Annotated in this window: 23 protein-coding genes and 1 tRNA gene; 16 read left to right on the top strand and 8 right to left on the bottom strand. The window is 39.2% G+C overall.

Features of this window, described 5'->3' with window-relative positions; all coding sequences use genetic code 11:
- Window positions 1–1,726, top strand: a 1,726-nt coding sequence (locus HMPREF0851_RS07840) for a Rib/alpha-like domain-containing protein (protein WP_009014229.1), incomplete at its 5' end; no start/stop codon positions are given.
- 265 nt (window positions 1,727–1,991) lie between these two features.
- Here the strand turns inward: HMPREF0851_RS07840 and lysS are convergent.
- The 5 genes from lysS to HMPREF0851_RS07815 form a co-directional block, all read right to left on the bottom strand.
- On the bottom strand, window positions 1,992–3,482 hold the full coding sequence (lysS, locus tag HMPREF0851_RS07835; protein WP_000102472.1) for a lysine--tRNA ligase: 1,491 nt from the start codon (window positions 3,480–3,482) through the stop codon (window positions 1,992–1,994).
- Between the two features lie 136 nt (window positions 3,483–3,618).
- Window positions 3,619–4,236, bottom strand: a complete 618-nt coding sequence (locus HMPREF0851_RS07830; RefSeq protein ID WP_000780828.1) for a histidine phosphatase family protein — start codon at window positions 4,234–4,236, stop codon at window positions 3,619–3,621.
- Window positions 4,236–4,718 (bottom strand): aminoacyl-tRNA deacylase, encoded by a 483-nt coding sequence (locus HMPREF0851_RS07825; RefSeq protein ID WP_001085895.1) that lies wholly within the window; start codon window positions 4,716–4,718, stop codon window positions 4,236–4,238. Before HMPREF0851_RS07825 ends, HMPREF0851_RS07830 begins: the two co-directional genes overlap by 1 nt.
- Window positions 4,718–5,560 (bottom strand): DUF368 domain-containing protein, encoded by an 843-nt coding sequence (locus HMPREF0851_RS07820; protein ID WP_000954102.1) that lies wholly within the window; start codon window positions 5,558–5,560, stop codon window positions 4,718–4,720. Before HMPREF0851_RS07820 ends, HMPREF0851_RS07825 begins: the two co-directional genes overlap by 1 nt.
- A 94-nt stretch (window positions 5,561–5,654) precedes the next feature.
- Entirely contained in the window at window positions 5,655–6,455 is an 801-nt protein-coding gene (locus HMPREF0851_RS07815) for a glycoside hydrolase family 25 protein (protein ID WP_001227597.1), read from the bottom strand.
- A 153-nt stretch (window positions 6,456–6,608) separates the two neighbouring features.
- On the opposite strand from HMPREF0851_RS07815, the gene glmU reads away from it, so the two are divergent.
- From glmU to HMPREF0851_RS07780, 7 genes are all read left to right on the top strand, one after another.
- A complete protein-coding gene (gene glmU / locus HMPREF0851_RS07810) occupies window positions 6,609–7,988 on the top strand; it encodes a bifunctional UDP-N-acetylglucosamine diphosphorylase/glucosamine-1-phosphate N-acetyltransferase GlmU (protein WP_000073743.1) in 1,380 nt (459 codons plus the stop codon).
- Between the two features lie 9 nt (window positions 7,989–7,997).
- Window positions 7,998–8,543: an NUDIX hydrolase gene (locus HMPREF0851_RS07805; protein ID WP_000393817.1), complete on the top strand. Its 546-nt coding sequence runs from the start codon at window positions 7,998–8,000 to the stop codon at window positions 8,541–8,543.
- 11 nt (window positions 8,544–8,554) lie between these two features.
- Window positions 8,555–8,866: a cell wall synthase accessory phosphoprotein MacP gene (macP, locus tag HMPREF0851_RS07800; protein WP_000517862.1), complete on the top strand. Its 312-nt coding sequence runs from the start codon at window positions 8,555–8,557 to the stop codon at window positions 8,864–8,866.
- 16 nt (window positions 8,867–8,882) lie between these two features.
- Window positions 8,883–9,575, top strand: a complete 693-nt coding sequence (locus HMPREF0851_RS07795; RefSeq protein WP_000689771.1) for a 5'-methylthioadenosine/adenosylhomocysteine nucleosidase — start codon at window positions 8,883–8,885, stop codon at window positions 9,573–9,575.
- Window positions 9,576–9,651: 76 nt separating this feature from the next.
- Window positions 9,652–10,143 carry a chromosome segregation protein RocS gene (gene rocS / locus HMPREF0851_RS07790; protein WP_000021243.1) on the top strand — a complete coding sequence of 164 codons (492 nt, stop codon included), beginning with the start codon at window positions 9,652–9,654 and terminating at the stop codon, window positions 10,141–10,143.
- 251 nt (window positions 10,144–10,394) lie between these two features.
- On the top strand, window positions 10,395–10,985 hold the full coding sequence (locus tag HMPREF0851_RS07785; RefSeq protein ID WP_000440244.1) for a 3'-5' exonuclease: 591 nt from the start codon (window positions 10,395–10,397) through the stop codon (window positions 10,983–10,985).
- Window positions 10,986–10,993: 8 nt separating this feature from the next.
- Entirely contained in the window at window positions 10,994–12,757 is a 1,764-nt protein-coding gene (locus tag HMPREF0851_RS07780) for a glycerophosphoryl diester phosphodiesterase membrane domain-containing protein (protein WP_000801740.1), read from the top strand.
- 72 nt (window positions 12,758–12,829) lie between these two features.
- Here the strand turns inward: HMPREF0851_RS07780 and HMPREF0851_RS07775 are convergent, their stop codons facing one another.
- The 3 genes from HMPREF0851_RS07775 to HMPREF0851_RS07765 form a co-directional block, all read right to left on the bottom strand.
- A complete protein-coding gene (locus tag HMPREF0851_RS07775; RefSeq protein WP_000981530.1) occupies window positions 12,830–13,129 on the bottom strand; it encodes a YbaB/EbfC family nucleoid-associated protein in 300 nt (99 codons plus the stop codon).
- A gap of 193 nt (window positions 13,130–13,322) precedes the next feature.
- On the bottom strand, window positions 13,323–13,565 hold the full coding sequence (locus HMPREF0851_RS07770) for a type B 50S ribosomal protein L31 (RefSeq protein ID WP_000710764.1): 243 nt from the start codon (window positions 13,563–13,565) through the stop codon (window positions 13,323–13,325).
- Window positions 13,566–13,660: 95 nt separating this feature from the next.
- Entirely contained in the window at window positions 13,661–14,596 is a 936-nt protein-coding gene (locus tag HMPREF0851_RS07765) for a DHH family phosphoesterase (RefSeq protein WP_000401750.1), read from the bottom strand.
- Between the two features lie 103 nt (window positions 14,597–14,699).
- Here HMPREF0851_RS07765 and HMPREF0851_RS07760 point away from each other — a divergent pair, with 103 nt between their 5' ends.
- The 8 genes from HMPREF0851_RS07760 to HMPREF0851_RS07725 all read left to right on the top strand — a co-directional run bounded on the left by HMPREF0851_RS07760 (window position 14,700) and on the right by HMPREF0851_RS07725 (window position 17,696).
- Window positions 14,700–15,143 carry a flavodoxin gene (locus HMPREF0851_RS07760; protein ID WP_001162128.1) on the top strand — a complete coding sequence of 148 codons (444 nt, stop codon included), beginning with the start codon at window positions 14,700–14,702 and terminating at the stop codon, window positions 15,141–15,143.
- Window positions 15,144–15,258: 115 nt separating this feature from the next.
- Window positions 15,259–15,525 (top strand): chorismate mutase, encoded by a 267-nt coding sequence (locus HMPREF0851_RS07755; RefSeq protein WP_000362814.1) that lies wholly within the window; start codon window positions 15,259–15,261, stop codon window positions 15,523–15,525.
- The gene (gene crcB / locus HMPREF0851_RS07750) at window positions 15,522–15,896 is read left to right on the top strand and encodes a fluoride efflux transporter CrcB (protein WP_000712120.1); all 375 of its coding nucleotides are present in this window, start codon (window positions 15,522–15,524) and stop codon (window positions 15,894–15,896) included. The genes HMPREF0851_RS07755 and crcB (HMPREF0851_RS07750) overlap by 4 nt, the downstream gene beginning before the upstream one ends.
- The gene (gene crcB / locus HMPREF0851_RS07745) at window positions 15,890–16,219 is read left to right on the top strand and encodes a fluoride efflux transporter CrcB (protein WP_000237410.1); all 330 of its coding nucleotides are present in this window, start codon (window positions 15,890–15,892) and stop codon (window positions 16,217–16,219) included. Before crcB (HMPREF0851_RS07750) ends, crcB (HMPREF0851_RS07745) begins: the two co-directional genes overlap by 7 nt.
- 118 nt (window positions 16,220–16,337) lie before the next feature.
- Window positions 16,338–16,685, top strand: a complete 348-nt coding sequence (gene rplS / locus HMPREF0851_RS07740; protein WP_001068669.1) for a 50S ribosomal protein L19 — start codon at window positions 16,338–16,340, stop codon at window positions 16,683–16,685.
- Window positions 16,686–16,726: 41 nt separating this feature from the next.
- Window positions 16,727–16,798, top strand: a tRNA-Arg gene (locus tag HMPREF0851_RS07735).
- A gap of 274 nt (window positions 16,799–17,072) precedes the next feature.
- Complete coding sequence (locus HMPREF0851_RS07730) at window positions 17,073–17,261, top strand: type II toxin-antitoxin system HicA family toxin (protein ID WP_001131503.1); 189 nt, start codon at window positions 17,073–17,075, stop codon at window positions 17,259–17,261.
- Window positions 17,262–17,318: 57 nt separating this feature from the next.
- Entirely contained in the window at window positions 17,319–17,696 is a 378-nt protein-coding gene (locus HMPREF0851_RS07725) for a type II toxin-antitoxin system HicB family antitoxin (RefSeq protein ID WP_000921490.1), read from the top strand.
- Window positions 17,697–17,711: the final 15 nt, after the last annotated feature.

Genomic DNA, 17,711 nt, shown 5'->3' with positions numbered 1-17,711 from the left:
AAAAGATGTGGTTGTTGTTGCGAAAGATGGCGAAGATAAACTTGTAGAAGTACCAACAAAAGTGAAGGTCGTACAAGGAAATCCACAAATCGTTCCAGTGGATGAAGGTAAGAAACAGCCATCTCCTGAAGATAGTATTGATCCGAATGATTACCCAGATGATGCGACATTTGAGTATAAAGAAGAAGTAGATACATCTACACCAGGGGATAAGAAAGTTACTGTTGTTGTGAAACAAGGGGATAAGGTACTTGTTGAAGTACCATCTACAGTACGTGTAGTGGAAAGCTATCCTAAATATGTACCAGTAGATCCAGCTAAGAAACAGCCAGATCCAAAAGAAAACATTAATCCAAATGATTTCCCAACTGGAACAACATTTGAATATAAAGATAACACTCCAGTAGATACAACAACACCAGGTGAGAAACCTGTAACGGTGGTAGCTAAGCTGAATGGACAACCAATTGCAGAAATTCCAGCGACAATTGTAGTAGTAGAACCTAAGACACAATATGTCCCTGTAAATGCTGAAAATGATAAGAAACCAAAACCACAAGATAGCATTACACCAGATGATTATCCAGCAGGCTCAACGTTTGAGTACAAGACTCCAGAAGGAAAAACAGAAGCCTACGATGGTTCAACACCAGGTGATAAAGATGTTACTGTAGTTGTGAAAGATTCAGATGGAGATACAATTGTAGAAGTACCTGCGAAAATTAAAGTAGTTCAAGGTAAAGAACAATTAACTCCAGTAAATGCTGAAGATAAAGATAAACCTAAAGCTGAAGATAGTATCACACCTAGTGATTATCCAGAAGGATCAACATTCGAATACAAAGTTCCAGAAGGACAAACAACTCCATATGATGGAACAACGCCAGGGGATAAACCAGTTACAGTAGTTGTAAAAGATAAAGATGGAAAAGTGTTAGTAGAAGTTCCAGCTACTATTAAAGTAGTTGAAACAAAACCAACACCGATTGAAACACCAGTAACAAACACTCCTTTGACTGAAGACGATTATACAAAAGGAATGAAGATTCCAGAAGGTGGTAAGGTTACTAAGGTTGAAAATATTCCAGACTTAACAACGCCAGGTAAGAAAGATCCAGTTAAAGTAACGATTACATTACCAAACGGTAAATCTTATACAGTAGATGTACCAGTAACTGTAACTCCAGTTAAGGAAATCGAAACCCCAGTAACAACCACACCATTAACACCGGACGATTACACTAAAGGAATTACGATTCCAGAAGGTGGTAAGGTAACGAATGTTGAAAATATTCCAGACTTAACAACTCCAGGTAAGAAAGATCCAGTTAAGGTAACGATTGAATTACCAAATGGTAAAGTTATCACAGTAGAAGTTCCTGTAACAGTAACACCTAAATCACAAAATGGCGATTCAACTATTCAGATTGTAACGGAATATCTTGATGAAAATGGTAACCGAATTACTTCAGATAAAGAAGGAAAACACAATCCAATAGAGTTGGAAGGATATGAATTTAGTCATTCAACAACGGATGCTAAAGGAAATACACTACATCACTATAAGAAAGTGACAAATCCAATCAATCAAGAGCAACCAAGTTCTAATGACAAGAAGGAATTACCAAATACTGGTACAGAAGATAAGGCTGGTCTAGCTAGTCTTGGACTTCTTGGAATGTTGGGTGCATTCGGACTTGTAGCTCGTAAGAAAAAAGAAGACTAATACTCTTCGAAAATCTCTTCAAACTACGTCAGCTTCACCTTGCCGTAGGTATGGTTACTGACTTCGTCAGTTCTATCCACAACCTCAAAACACTGTTTTGAGCAACCTGCGGTTAGCTTCCTAGTTTGTACTTTGATTTTCATTGAGTATAAGAAAGAAAAACTTCCTTTCTAAAGTCCAATAGAAAAATAGACTGAGGTGAAAACTTCAGTCTATTTCTTTTGGCTATGAAAAAATCCCCTGGCAAGTACCAGAGGATAAGGGATTATTTCATTGTTGGGAAGAGCAATACATCACGGATAGTTGTTGTGTCAGTGAGAAGCATGCAAAGACGGTCGATACCGATTCCCAAACCACCTGTAGGTGGCATACCGTATTCAAGAGCCTCGATGTAGTCATAATCGATACCTGTCGCTTCATCGTCACCAAGTTCTTTGGCTTTAGCTTGGGCTTCAAAACGGCTAAGTTGATCGATTGGATCGTTCAACTCAGTAAAGGCATTACCGTACTCCTTAGTCATGATGAAGAGCTCGAAACGGTCAGTAAAGCGTTCGTCTTCAGGATTCTTCTTAGCAAGTGGAGATACAGCTACTGGATGTCCATAGACAAAGGTTGGTTGGATCAAGGTTTCTTCAACAAACTCTTCAAAGAAGGCGTTGATAATGTGGCCAACTTCAGTGTAATGTTTCTCAACTGGAACTTTCTTCTCAGCAGCGATAGATTTGGCTTCTTCCAAAGTCATGTCTTGCCAGAAGTCTACACCAGTAATTTCTTTGATAGCATCCACCATGTGAACACGTTTAAATGGTTCGTTGATCTTGATTTCAGTACCTTGATAGTTGACTGGACCATCGCCTTTGACTGATTTAGCAGCATGTTGGATAATGCCTTCAGTCAAGTCCATGATGTCTTGGAAGTCTGCATAAGCTTGGTAAACTTCGATAGAAGTAAACTCAGGGTTATGAGTAGCATCCATTCCTTCGTTACGGAAGATACGGCCAATTTCATAGACACGCTCCATACCACCAACGATTAGGCGTTTCAAGTGAAGCTCAGTAGCGATACGAAGCACCATGTCAATGTTTTGGGCATTGTGGTGAGTGATAAATGGACGGGCAGCGGCACCACCAGCTTCATTGTGAAGAACAGGTGTTTCCACTTCAAGGAAACCTTTTTGGTCAAGGAAACGACGGATTTCAGAGATGATTTTTGAACGAGTGACAAAACGCTCAAAGCTTTCACGGTTAGAAATTAAGTCAAGGTAACGTTTACGGTAAATTGTTTCAACATCTGTCAAACCGTGGAATTTCTCTGGTAGAGGACGAAGAGCCTTAGACAAGTGTGTAATGTGGGTTGCCTTGATAGAAAGTTCTCCCATATCTGTACGCATCACTTCACCTTCGACACCAAGGAAGTCACCAAGGTCTGCTTTTTTGAAGATTTCGTAGTTTTCTTCACCGACCGCATCCTTACGAACGTAGATCTGGATTTGACCTTCGCGGTCTTGAAGGTGGGCAAAACCTACTTTACCTTTACCACGTTTGGTTACCAAGCGTCCTGCGATAGTAGCTGTTTCGTTTTTATCGTGTAATTGTTCTTTATCGAGGTCGGCATATTTATCTTTTAATTCTTGTGAATTTGCAGTGCGTTCAAAGCGTTTTCCGAAAGGATCGATTCCTTGTTCACGGAGCGTAGCCATTTTTTCACGGCGAACGATCTGCTGGTCATTTAGTTCTTCCATATGTTCTGTTGACATGGGATCCTCCTAGTTTTACTCAAAATTGAATACGATGAGTCATTTTTTGCGATACTCCCATTTTATCATAAATAAGCAAGAAATTCACGGATAATCTTTCAAAACTAAAAAGAACTTGACGTTAAAATCAAGTTCTTTATTGATAAGAGGTATTATTCCAAGTATCAAGAGTGAATGTTTCAAAATCATGGGTTTCTAGAATGGTTAGGCTGGCATTTGCTAGACCGCCATCTTTACGAAGAAGAGGCTCTTTATAACCTAGAAGAGTACGAAGACTAGCAGTAAGATTGGCGCCGTGACCGACAATTAGAATACGCTCAGCTGGATTATCTTTGAGTGACTTGATAAATTGGATGGTCCGTTGTGTTGTGCTATAGAGGGATTCAGCTCCGAACATTTGAGTGTCAAACATAGCAAGATTTGAACGGAAAGCCTGGATTTGCTGCGGGTAAATAGCTTCCAAGGTTGCAATTTTCAAACCTTCCAACTTCCCAAGATGCCATTCACGGAGGTCAGGAACACTTTCTAAAGGACAGGGGGTCTGGAGTTGACTTTGGATAATTTCAGCAGATCTGACCGCTCGAGGTAAATCACTTGAATAAATTTTCTCAAAAGGAATTTCCTTGAGATACTGGCCAAGTTGTTTTAGGGTGTCAATGGATTCAGGAAGAAGGGGAGAATCTCCACTAGCACCTTGAAAGCGTCCTTCTTGGTTCCAGACCGTACGACCGTGGCGGACAAAGTAGAGTTTCATTACTTGCTGTCCTCCAAGATATCTACAAAGTCAGCCTTTACAAAAGTAGCTAAGTCTTGGGGAGCGACGATAATGCTGTGACCAACTTCGCCAGCAGAGACAATCATTTGATCTAAGTCTAGAGCAATTTTATCGATAAAAATGGGATAATTGTGTTTCTGACGAATGCCGACAGGATTATTGGCTCCATGAATATAACCTGTTGTTTTTTCCAAGTCCTTTTGGGGAATCATGCTCACTTTTTTATTGCCAGAAATTTTGGCTAGTTTCTTTTCCGACAAGTGTTGAGTGATGGGCACAATTCCGATGATTGGTCCTGTTTTATCCCCTAAAAGCGCCAAGGTTTTGAAAATCTGATTTCGTTCATAATCTTGAGGAAGCTCACCTTCCAGGGCATTGATTTGAATCCCCTGATGTGGGATACCTGCTTTAGACAGGATTTGTTCCACCAATGTTTTTTTGATTTTAACTTTTTTTGCCATTATTTATACTTATCCTCCAATTGGCTCATCCAAATACCAAGCCAGATTCCCAGCGCAAAGAAGAAGGCGATGATGACATAACCGACAAGTGAAAGGCCTGTGTATTGAATGCTTTCAGAGTTTCCTGCATTTGGAATCAAGATCAAAAGGGTGCTTGATAGAACGATTCCGATGATAAAATGATAGACGCGTGAGTGGTAGTTGTTTAAGGCATAATCCATCAATTTTGAAAAAATGATGAGAGTTGCACCTGCACCAATTCCAATCGGGAAGAAGGTTCCCAAGAGGTCAAAGATTTTAAAACCAGTCAACATAGGAGCATAGAGTCCCAAAATCAAAAGTAGATTTGATGGACTGAGACCAGGAACCAATACACCAAGAGCCAGTAGTGCACCTGCTAGGACGAAATTAAGAAAGCTTGCACTTAAGGTTCCAACGACGAAATTTAAGGCATAGAGTCCTAATCCAGAAATGATAAAGGTTGTCCAGAACCAAGCTAGATCAATCTTGTCTCTGTCAGATTCTCGAGTCGATTCTTTGAGGAGGCTAGGAACTGTACCAATGATGGCACCCGCAAAGCTCCATAAGACAAAGACCTGATAATTTTCAAGTAGGTATTCAATCGGGTAGGAAAATAAGCCGATTCCCAGAAGCATACCAATGGCAACTGGTATAAAATACAAAACATTTTCTTTAAAATCTTTAAAGGGATGGGCCAGAAAGCCAATCATCCGTTCATAAATTCCTAAGATCGCTGCTAAAACTCCTCCAGAAATTCCCGGTAGGATAAATCCAAGAGCAATGACAATCCCTTTAATAATACGTGCTAACCATGAGAGCATATTTTTCCTCCAACTATTTCTATTTCAAAAACTCCTTACTATATTGTATCATAATCAAACACAAAAAGAAAAAGCAAATGGTAAACAAATGCTTTTAAGGTTTTAAAAAGAGTTTTCTAAAGGTTTCTTCTTTGTTTTTTAGGGAAGAGATGACGTTGATATCTAAATCGTGGTCAAAGCCAGCAATTTTTCCTTTAGAAGTGTACTGATGAATGTCGTAATCTAAATCAGTCTTAGGAGTTGCCTCGTAAAATCCTGAGTCAGAACCATAGGAAGGAATCCAAACAGAGGTAAACTTGTCTGTATCAATACTGTGTTCTTCCATGAAGTAGATTCCGACGTAGATTCCGATGTTTTTAGCACCCAGTGATTCTAGCTTTGCTCGAAAGGCTTCAACACCTTCGTTCATATTGGACATGGTTTTGTCTTCCACATCTAGCCAATAGTAGCTAGGGCTGTATGGAGATGAAGCGTTATAAAAAACTTCAGCGGCCTTTTCCATTTCTTGGACACTTTTTCCAGCTACAAAGGCATAGACCCCAACGGGTACATTTCGTTTTTGAAACTCGGTAATATGGGTTTTAAAGGCCTTATCTACCCCATTAACAAAGGAAGCATCGTTCTCTTTGGACGTTTGAGCACCACTATGGACGCGAACAATAGCTCCAGAAATGTTTTGAGACAGAGTATCGTAATTAATTTCCTCAGGACGCTGCCAACCAGAGACATCAATTACTGGTTTATCTATATTGTGTAGCGCTTGTGTTTCTACTTGCGCGATATTTGACTTTGTTTTTACAGGATGTTCCTCAAAACGAGGGCGATTCAGGATTAAAATGAAAATCATAATCCCAAAAAAACCAAATAAAATAAGCGGATTAATTTTCTTTCTCATATCTCATAATTTTACCTTAAAAATGGGAAAAAATCAAAAAAAACACTCAAAAATGGGTTAAGAAAGGACTTTAGAGCATTTTTTCATTCAAGGGCGCGTAATGATTTGAAATATGGTATAATAAAAGGGAATTTCTAGAGAAAAGAGAAGATTATGTCAAATTATGCCATTATTTTAGCAGCGGGTAAAGGGACTCGCATGAAATCTGATTTGCCAAAAGTGTTGCACAAGGTTGCGGGTATTTCAATGCTGGAACATGTTTTCCGTAGTGTGGGAGCTATCCAGCCTGAAAAGACAGTAACAGTTGTAGGACACAAGGCGGAATTGGTTGAAGAGGTCTTGGCTGGACAGACAGAATTTGTGACTCAATCTGAACAGTTAGGTACTGGCCATGCAGTTATGATGACAGAGCCAATTTTGGAAGGTTTGTCAGGTCACACCTTGGTCATCGCAGGAGATACTCCTTTAATCACAGGTGAAAGCTTAAAAAACTTGATTGATTTCCACATCAATCATAAAAATGTGGCCACTATCTTGACTGCTGAAACGGATAATCCATTTGGCTATGGACGAATTGTTCGTAATGACAATGCTGAGGTTCTTCGTATTGTTGAGCAAAAGGATGCTACAGATTTTGAAAAACAAATCAAGGAAATCAATACTGGAACTTACGTCTTTGACAACGAGCGTTTGTTTGAGGCTTTGAAAAATATCAATACCAACAATGCTCAAGGTGAATACTATATTACAGATGTCATTGGCATTTTCCGTGAAGCTGGTGAAAAAGTTGGTGCTTATACCTTGAAAGATTTTGATGAAAGTCTTGGGGTAAATGACCGTGTGGCACTTGCGACAGCTGAGTCAGTTATGCGTCGTCGTATCAATCATCAGCACATGGTCAATGGGGTCAGCTTTGTCAATCCAGAAGCAACTTATATCGATATTGATGTTGAGATTGCTCCTGAAGTTCAAATTGAAGCCAATGTTACCTTGAAAGGGCAAACGAAAATTGGTGCTGAGACTGTTTTGACAAATGGAACGTATGTAGTGGACAGCACTATTGGAGCAGGAGCTGTCATTACCAATTCTATGATTGAAGAAAGTAGTGTTGCAGACGGTGTGACAGTCGGTCCTTATGCCCACATTCGTCCAGGTTCAAGTCTGGGTGCCCAAGTCCATATTGGTAACTTTGTTGAGGTGAAAGGGTCTTCTATCGGCGAGAATACTAAGGCTGGTCATTTGACTTATATCGGAAACTGTGAAGTGGGTAGCAAGGTTAATTTTGGTGCTGGAACCATTACAGTCAACTATGACGGCAAAAGCAAGTACAAGACAGTCATCGGTAACAATGTCTTTGTTGGTTCAAATTCAACCATTATTGCGCCAGTTGAGTTAGGTGACAATTCCCTCGTTGGAGCTGGTTCAACTATTACTAAAGATGTGCCAGCAGATGCGATTGCAATTGGTCGTGGACGTCAGGTTAATAAAGACGAATATGCAACTCGCCTACCTCATCATCCTAAGAATCAGTAGGAGCCTATCATGGAATTTGAAGAAAAAACGCTTAGCCGAAAAGAAATCTATCAAGGACCAATATTTAAACTGGTCCAAGATCAGGTTGAATTACCAGAAGGTAAGGGAACTGCCCAACGCGATTTGATTTTCCACAATGGAGCTGTCTGTGTTTTAGCAGTAACGGATGAGCAAAAACTCATCTTGGTCAAGCAGTACCGCAAAGCCATCGAGGCTGTGTCTTACGAGATTCCAGCTGGGAAACTGGAAGTAGGAGAAAATACAGACCCTGTTGCAGCAGCTCTGCGTGAATTAGAGGAAGAAACAGCCTATACAGGCAAATTAGAACTCTTGTACGATTTTTACTCAGCCATTGGCTTTTGTAATGAAAAGTTAAAACTATACCTAGCGAGCGACTTGACAAAGGTGAAAAATCCGCGTCCACAGGATGAAGATGAGACCTTGGAAGTCCTAGAAGTGAGTCTAGAAGAAGCAAAGGAATTAATCCAATCAGGTCATATTTGTGATGCCAAGACAATTATGGCTGTACAGTATTGGGAATTGCATAAAAAATAGAGGAGGTCAGTATGGGTAAACCTTTATTAACGGATGAAATGATTGAAAGAGCTAATAGAGGCGAAAAAATTTCAGGTCCCCCTTTGCTAGATGATGAGGAGACCAAGATTTTACCAACCTCTTCTTCCCGTTTTGGTTATGCCAATCCTAAGGAACATGGCTTTAGTCAGGAAACCTTGAAGATTCAGGTCGAACCGTCTATTCATAAAAGCCGTCGCATTGAAAATACCAAGAGAAATGTCTTCAATTCTAAGTTGAATAAAATCTTATTTGCAGTCATCTTTCTCTTGATTTTGCTTGTCTTAGCAATGAAACTTTTGTAATGGAAAAGGAATTGAAATGAAAATAGGAATTATTGCGGCTATGCCAGAAGAACTGGCTTATCTGGTCCAGCATTTAGACAATGCTCAGGAGCAAGTTGTTTTAGGGAATACCTATCATACAGGAACCATTGCCTCTCATGAAGTCGTTCTTGTAGAAAGTGGAATTGGTAAGGTCATGTCTGCTATGAGTGTGGCGATTTTGGCTGATCATTTCCAAGTGGATGCTCTAATTAACACGGGATCAGCTGGGGCAGTAGCAGAAGGTATTGCTGTTGGTGATGTTGTGATTGCCGATAAATTAGCCTATCATGATGTGGATGTCACAGCTTTTGGTTATGCTTATGGACAAATGGCGCAACAACCGCTTTATTTCGAATCAGACAAAACCTTTGTTGCCAAAATCCAAGAGAGTCTATCTCAATTGGACCAAAAATGGCATCTTGGTTTGATTTCTACAGGAGATAGTTTTGTTGCTGGAAATGACAAGATAGAAGCGATTAAATCTCATTTCCCAGATGTTTTGGCTGTTGAGATGGAGGGGGCAGCTATTGCTCAGGCAGCGCATGCCCTTAATCTCCCAGTCCTAGTCATCCGAGCTATGAGTGATAATGCCAACCATGAAGCAAACATCTCTTTTGATGAGTTTATTATCGAAGCTGGATGTCGCTCTGCCCAAGTCTTGTTAGCCTTTTTGAAGGCCTTAGATTAAGCGAAAATTTGACAGTTTTTCTAGCTTATGATAAGATTTAAGTAAAGAAAAGCTAGAAAACGTTTCAGAGGATATTATGAGTATTGAAATGACCGTCAGTGAGATTGCAGAGGTCTTAGGATTATCTCGCCAAGCAATCAATAACCGTGTCAAAGAATTACCTGAAGAAGACACAGATAAAAATGACAAAGGGGTAACAGTCGTTACCAGAAGTGGCTTGATTAAGCTAGAAGAAATCTATAAAAAAACGATTTTTGAAGATGAGCCTGTCAGTGAAGATGTCAAGCAGCGTGAACTGATGGAGATTCTGGTTGATGAGAAGAATGCAGAAATTCTTCGTCTCTATGAACAATTAAAAGCCAAGGATCGTCAGTTATCAGAAAAAGACGAGCAGATGCGTATCAAGGATCGTCAGATTGCTGAGAAAGATAAACAACTTGATCAGCAGCAACAATTGACTCTTCAAGCTATGAAGGATCAAGAAAATCTTAAGCTAGAGCTGGACCAAGCAAAAGAAGAAGTCCAATCAACTAAGAAAGGCTTTTTAGCTCGTTTATTTGGAGGATAATCAAGGAGCTGTTTAGGTTAAATGCTAACCTGATGGCTTCTTTTGTTTCTAAATAGTATAGTTGCTCAATTAATACTCAATGAAAATCAAAGAGCAAACTAGGAAGCTAGCCGTAGGCTGCTCAAAGCACTGCTTTGAGGTTGTAGATAAGACTGACGAAGTCAGTTACATATATCTACGGCAAGGCGAAGCTGACGCGATTTGAAGAGATTTTCGAAGAGTATAAAATAACAGTATAGGAGAGGTAGAAAATGGAACGATTAGAAGATTACATTGCTTTTGACTTAGAATTTAATCAGCATGAAGGGCAAACACACTTGATTCAAGTATCGGCAGTGCGTTTTAGAGATGGTCAGGAAATTGATGCTTATGATTCCTATGTTCATACCAGTGTGCCTCTAAAAAGTTTTATCAATGGATTGACAGGCATTACGGCTGAAACCTTAAAAGATGCTCCTCCAGTGGAGAAAGTTATAAAAGATTTCCAAGAGTTTGTGGGTTCTTTACCCATGGTTGGCTACAATGCTGCTAAAAGTGATCTACCTATTTTAGCGGATCATGGTTTAGACTATAGCCAGCAGTATAAGGTGGACTTGTATGATGAAGCTTTTGAACGTCGGAGTTCGGATTTACATGGTATTGCCAATCTTAAATTGCAAACTGTTGCCTCATTTCTTGGATTTCAAGGTCAGTCTCATAATAGCTTAGAGGATGCTCGGATGACGGCGCGTGTTTACGAGTCCTTTCTAGAGTCAGACCAGGCTAGAGAATTGTTAAGGGCAGAAAGTAGCCTATCGAACAATCCTTTTGGGGGCTTGGATTTGTCTCAATTATTTGACTAGGAGTGCCTATGAAACCCGAAAAACCTAAAAATCTAGGTTTTAAGCAGATATACTTTAATCTAGATAAAATACTCTTTCTATTTTTCTTGACTTTCATGATGATTGAGTTTGTCTGGTTACCATCAAATTCTTGGATTGCTGGACTTTTACTCCGTCAGACAGGTTATCTCTTTCTATCTTACAACAATATTTTTGCCATTATAAAGGGTTCTCCCTTTGTTAGTCTTGCTCTATTTATTCTGGTAATCGTTAATTTACTGATCGCCTATTACCAGATAGGACTTCTCTTTATTGGTGCTCGGCATTTATTATGCCATGAAAAAAGGACCTTGCTGGAGTACAGTCGCAAGGTCTTTCGCCAAAGTTTCTTGTTTATGAAGCAAGTCACGCTTTCAAAGATAGCCTTTATCTTCTTTTATGTCATGATGCTCTTTCCATTGATTCGAAAGATTTTAAAGATTTACTACCTAAATAAAATTGTCATTCCAGACTTTATCGTTGATTATGTGGAAGACAAGTATTGGCTAGTAGGTATAGTGGTTACTATTCTAGCTTTACTTCTATTTTATATTTCAGTGCGTTTCATGTTTGCCCTACCTCAGCTTTTATTTGAAAAGAAAACAGTCAAAGAAGCTGTCAGATACAGTCTAGATAAGACAAGAAAGCACTCCTGGTTTTATACTTGGAACTTGCTTTGGATTGTCGTCAAAACCTACCTATTTTTCATTCTTTTATTGATCCCAATCTTGGCAAGTCAGGCACTGATGGATGGTTTGACCCATAAGGAATCTCTTGTGATGGGAATGATTAACTTTGTCTTGATTAAGAATTTCCACTATATGGCCTTGACTTACTTTCTCATTAAGTTTGTTTCCTTCTTAACAGGAGAAGAACTAGAAATCACACCAAGGAGAAAGAAAGACCACTGGATGAGATGGGGAGTGATGGGCTGTGCTTGTATCTTTTTCGCTCTTGAGGGTTATGTTTATTTAGAAGCTCCAGTTTCACATAAACCTTTAATCATTTCTCACAGGGGAGTATCTAATAAGAATGGTGTGCAGAATACAGTTCAATCTTTAGAAAAGACAGCCCAACTAAGTCCAGATTTTGTTGAGACGGATGTACAAGAAACAAAAGATGGCCAGTTTGTCATGATGCATGATGCCAATATCAAGCATCTGACAGGAGTTAATGCCAATCCACAGGATCTCACTTTGAAAGAATTAACCAAACTTGATATTTCAGAAAATGGTTATCATAGCAAGGTGTCCAGTTTTGATGACTATCTCAATAAAGCCAATGAATTGCATCAAAAACTCCTTATTGAGATAAAAACCAGTCGAAAAGATAGCCCAGATATGATGAAACGATTTATGGGAAAATATGGAACGGTTCTTAAGCAGAATGGGCACCAAATGCAATCCTTGGACTACCATGTGATTGATCAGGTGCTAGCCTACGACTCACAAATTCCAGTCTTTTTCATCCTACCTTATAATAGTATTTTTCCAAGAACCAAGGCTACAGGTTACACTATGGAGTATTCAACTTTAGATGAAAATTTTGTCAACAAGCTTTGGAATACGGATCAGAAATTGTACGTTTGGACCATCAATAGTTCAGAGTCCTTTGATAAATCAGTTCATTTGGGAGCTGATGGCATGATAACGGATGACTTGGAAATGATTCAAGACCAGGTTACCATTGCGCAAGAAGACCCAGAGTATACTGAATTGCTTTTCAAACAGGCCATGGAATTCTTTAATTTTTAGTAAAAAAAAAGAGGAACAGTTGTTCCTCTCACGATAGGCAAGCATTCTCTCGAATGCTTGTTTTTCTTATGCTTAGAATGGCAATTTCCCAGCGAAAGCACCTAATTTTTTCTTAGTCGTTTCATCGATTTGTTCAAGAGCAGAGTTGACGGCCTGAACAGTCATATCAGAAAGAGTTTCAAGATCTTCTGGGTCAACGACAGCTGGATTAAAGTCAATGCTGACAACTTTCTTATCGCCAGTTAAGGTCGCTTGGACAAGATTTTGAGCAGATTTGCCAACAAATTGCATAGCAGCAAGTTCAGCTTGGCTTTGTTCCATCTGTTTTTGAAGTTTTTGTGCTTGACGCATCATGTTTTGCATGTTCATCATGGTGATTTACAGTTTCCTTTTATCTTATTTTCTTTCCTATTTTATCAATTTTGGGGTTAAAAGTCTATTGTTAGTATAAATCCCCTAACATTAAATTACCAAAGAGATTTTCTAAGAGTACGAGTTTGGAACATAAAAACAGCAGTTGATTTGAAGAAAGAAAAAAGAACAGCCAAAACTGTTCTTTTTATCATTATTTGAGACCGTATTTTTTGTTGAAACGATCCACGCGTCCATCTGCTTGAGTGAACTTTTGACGTCCAGTGTAGAATGGGTGTGAGTCTGATGAAATTTCCACACGGATCAATGGGTAAGTTTCACCTTCGAACTCAACTGTTTCGTTAGAGCGTTTTGTTGAACCGCTAAGGAATTGGTAACCAGTAGTTGTGTCCATGAAGACGACTGGGCGATATTCTGGATGGATATCTTTTTTCATTTTGCAATATTTCCTTTCTGCCATGGTCTCTTTGCGAGCCATAGATTGTTACCATACTAGTCTATCAGATTCTGAAAAGTTTGGCAAGTATTTTATCAGTTTTTAAGCAAGTTTTTTAACTTTTGGTAGATGATTTCGTTTTCCTCTAGGTTATAGGAATTAGCACCGCTTGCTAGAGGGTGGCCACCACCATCATGTTCCTTGGCAATTTCATTGATAGGATGAACTTTACTGCGTAAGCGAACACGGTAGTGGCCATCAGCCTGTTCCACAAAAATTCCCCAGAGACTCACACTGTCAATACGTCCAGGTGCACCGACAATAGCTGCAGTTTCAGCATCAGTAACATTGAATTGTTTTAAGATTTTCTGACTCAGGATAACACGAGCTGCACCATTTTCATCCACTTCCAGATGGTCATAGATGTAGCCTTGAAGTTTAGCAATTTTGTAGCTCATAGTGTCCATTTTGCGAGTGAGAGCCGCAAAGTCAAAGTTATGTTCTCTCAAATAAGCAGCCAGGCGAAGAGTTCGTGCAGTCGTAGAAGGATAAAGGAAGCGACCTGTATCACCAACAATACCAGCAAAAAGCAACTCAGCAGCTTGATCTGACAAGGACAGTTGAGTTGTTTGGGCAAATAGGGTAATCATCTCGCTAGCACTGCTTGAACTAGTATCCACCCATGATAGGTCACCATATACATCATCATTTGGATGGTGGTCAATCTTAATGAGAAAATCACCTTGACGATAGCGTTTATCATCAATACGAGCAGTATTCGCCGTATCACAGACGATGACAAGTGCACCTTGGTAGGCACTATCTTCAACAAGATCCATTTCAGCAATCCAAGTAAGAGTTGGTTCATCATAACCTACAGCTTTGATGGTTTTTTCAGGGAAATGATATTCCAGCAAGGCTTTCAGGCCCACTTGACTTCCCAAGGCATCAGGGTCTGGTTTCATATGACGATGAATGATAATCGTGTCGTATTCTTTGATTTTTTCTAAAATTTGATGGCAAATTTCCATAAATAACCTCAATTCTTTCTCATTTCATTGTAGCACAAGAATTTTTATTTTTAAAATGAAAAAGATGTGATATAATGGAGAAAGATAAATTGAGGAGGACGATATGGCATTAGCAAAAATTGTATTTGCCAGTATGACCGGTAATACCGAAGAAATTGCAGATATTGTAGCAGACAAATTACGTGACTTGGGCTTAGATGTCGATGTTGATGAATGTACAACTGTTGACGCTTCAGACTTCTTGGAAGCAGACATCGCTATTGTTGCGACCTATACTTATGGTGATGGAGAATTGCCAGATGAGATGATGGACTTCTACGAAGACCTAGCAGATCTTAACTTGAATGGTAAAATCTACGGAGTGGTCGGCTCAGGTGATACCTTCTACGATGAATTCTGTAAGGCTGTTGATGACTTTGACCGTGTTTTTGTGTCAACAGGAGCAGAAAAAGGATCAGAGTGTGTCAAAGTTGATCTTTCTGCTGAGGAAGAAGACATTGAACGCTTGGAACAATTCGCAGAAGAATTGGCTGCTAAAGTAGGATAAGCATAAACGTGCGCTGATGCAATCAATCAGTGCATTTTTCTTACCGTGACTTGGGATTTTACTAGCCTATTTGGTGACTTTTTGATACAATAATTCAAATAAAGGAGGGGATTGTATGGATTTAGAGAGTATTCGGCAAGAGATTGATCAAATCGACAACCAAATTGTTAAACTGTTAGAAGAAAGAATGCATTTGGTTGAGGGTGTAGTTACTTATAAGAAAGCATCAGGTAAACCGATTTTAGATACCAAGAGAGAAGCAGTTATTTTTGAAAAGGTCAGAAATCGTGTAGAGGACAAGCGTTATCAGGAGACTATTGTCGCGACTTTTTCGGACATACTCAAACGTTCGCGTGATTATCAGGACCAAAACATCAAATGAAAAAAGAACAATTTTATCCGCTAGGGATTTTTCTAGCTGCCATGGTGGGTGGACTTGTCCGCTACCTGGTTTCTACTTGGTTGCCAGTCAGCCCAGATTTCCCCTTGGGCACCCTTCTTGTTAACTATCTAGGCATTTTCTGCTTGGTTTATCTGGTAAAAGGCTATTTGGTCTATAAGGGAACCAGTAAGGGAGTTATTTTAGCACTAGGGACGGGCTTTTGTGGAGGTTTGACAACCTTTTCCAGTCTCATGATTGATGCTGTAAAACTACTGGACACAGGGCGTTATCTTAGTTTGGTCATGTACTTGCTTTTGAGCATCGGTGGAGGCCTGCTTTTAGCTTACTATTTGGGGAGGAAGAAATGGTAATCGTTTATCTTGCAATTGCTTGTGGCTTGGGAGCCATAGTACGGTATTTATTTTCCCGCTATAATCAAGCTTCTAAATTGCCCCTCGGAACGCTCATAGCCAATCTTCTAGGTTGTTTTTTGATTGGATTATTCTACAATCATGTGGAGTCTAAGGAAGTCTATGCTATTCTAGCAACAGGATTTTGTGGTGGTTTGACAACTTTTTCGACCTTGAATGACGAACTTCAAAGGTTGCTAAGCGATAAGAAGGTCTTTTATTCGTACATTACTTTGACCTACCTAGGTGGTTTAGTTGCGATTTTTTTAGGAATTCTGCTATAAATTTCTTTACTTTTTTGTGGAAATTTGGTAAACTGTATCTTGTGTGTAATGGACGCACAAAAATACAGTTTATCCGCTGAGGAAGGTTCCTCAAGATTGACAAAGATAGGAGAATAAAATGAATCCATTAATCCAAAGCTTGACTGAAGGTCAACTTCGTACAGATATCCCATCATTCCGTCCTGGTGACACTGTTCGTGTACACGCGAAAGTTGTCGAAGGTAACCGTGAACGTATCCAGATTTTTGAAGGTGTTGTTATCGCACGTAAAGGTGCTGGTATCTCAGAAAACTACACAGTTCGTAAAATCTCTAACGGTGTAGGTGTTGAGCGTATCTTCCCAATCCACACTCCACGTGTTGAAAAAATCGAAGTTGTTCGTTACGGTAAAGTACGTCGTGCGAAATTGTATTACTTGCGTGCTCTTCAAGGTAAAGCAGCTCGTATCAAAGAAATCCGTCGTTAATTCGACTAAAAAACTCTGCTTTTCAGCAGAGTTTTTATCTAGCTCCCTTAGTTCAATGGATATAACAACTCCCTCCTAAGGAGTAGTTGCTGGTTCGATTCCGGCAGGGGGCATTTTTGGAAGCGTAAAGAAGCATAAAGAATATTCAAAGTGTTTGTTTATGGGCAATCATCACAATTTAGTTTTTTAAAATAGGTTAGTATTTTTGGAATCTTTGACCAAAGTGTGACCAAAATTTGACCAAAAGTCAATGAATATAGAATAAAGTAGATCAGGAAGCTGGTCTATTTTATTTTGTAGTTATTGAGAAAAAAAGTGGTTTGTTTTAATTTGACATTAATACACATAATGCGTATAATAGTAAGTGTAAGGAGGTAACAATAATATATGCCACTTACAGGTAAAGAAATGGTGAAACTAGCTCTTGAGAATGGATGGGTTGAAGTTCGTCAAAGAGGAAGTCATCATCATTTTAAGAAAGAGGGTTTTTCTTATCTTGTCACGATTCCAGTTCATGGAAATGAAGATTTGGGAAAGGGATTGGAGAGAAAGATTCTCAAAGATTTAGGATTGTAATTTTTACTGTCCTAAGTCTTTTTATATCAGAGGTAGTAGAATGTTGGAGGTAGTAGAATGTTAAAAACGTATCCAGCTATTTTTCATAAAGAAGGAACAGGATATTGGGTAGAATTTCCAGAATTTGGTGGTGGTACAGAAGGAAAAAATATCGAAGAAGCGATGAAAAATGCTCGAGAAATGCTTGAAAATGTTTTAGCTTCTTATATCGATGAAGGGATGGCGTTGCCTACTCCAAGTGATATTTTAAAGATTGAAGTTTCAGATGGTTTTGTATCAATGATTCAAGTTGATCCTGCGCCTTTTGTGAGAAGTAACAAGGCGATTAGAAAGAATGTGACCGTTCCTGAATGGCTAGTTCGTCTTGCTGATCGAGAAAAGATTAACTATTCAGAAGTTTTGGCACAAGCATTAGAGAAGAAGTTACAAGTTTAAATTTAAAGCCTTTAT

Origin of the sequence: Streptococcus sp. M334, assembly GCF_000187745.1 — a bacterium.
GTDB lineage: Bacteria > Bacillota > Bacilli > Lactobacillales > Streptococcaceae > Streptococcus.
The sequence above is the reverse complement of the archived record's forward strand: the minus strand, read 5'-3'. Positions and strand labels throughout refer to the sequence as shown.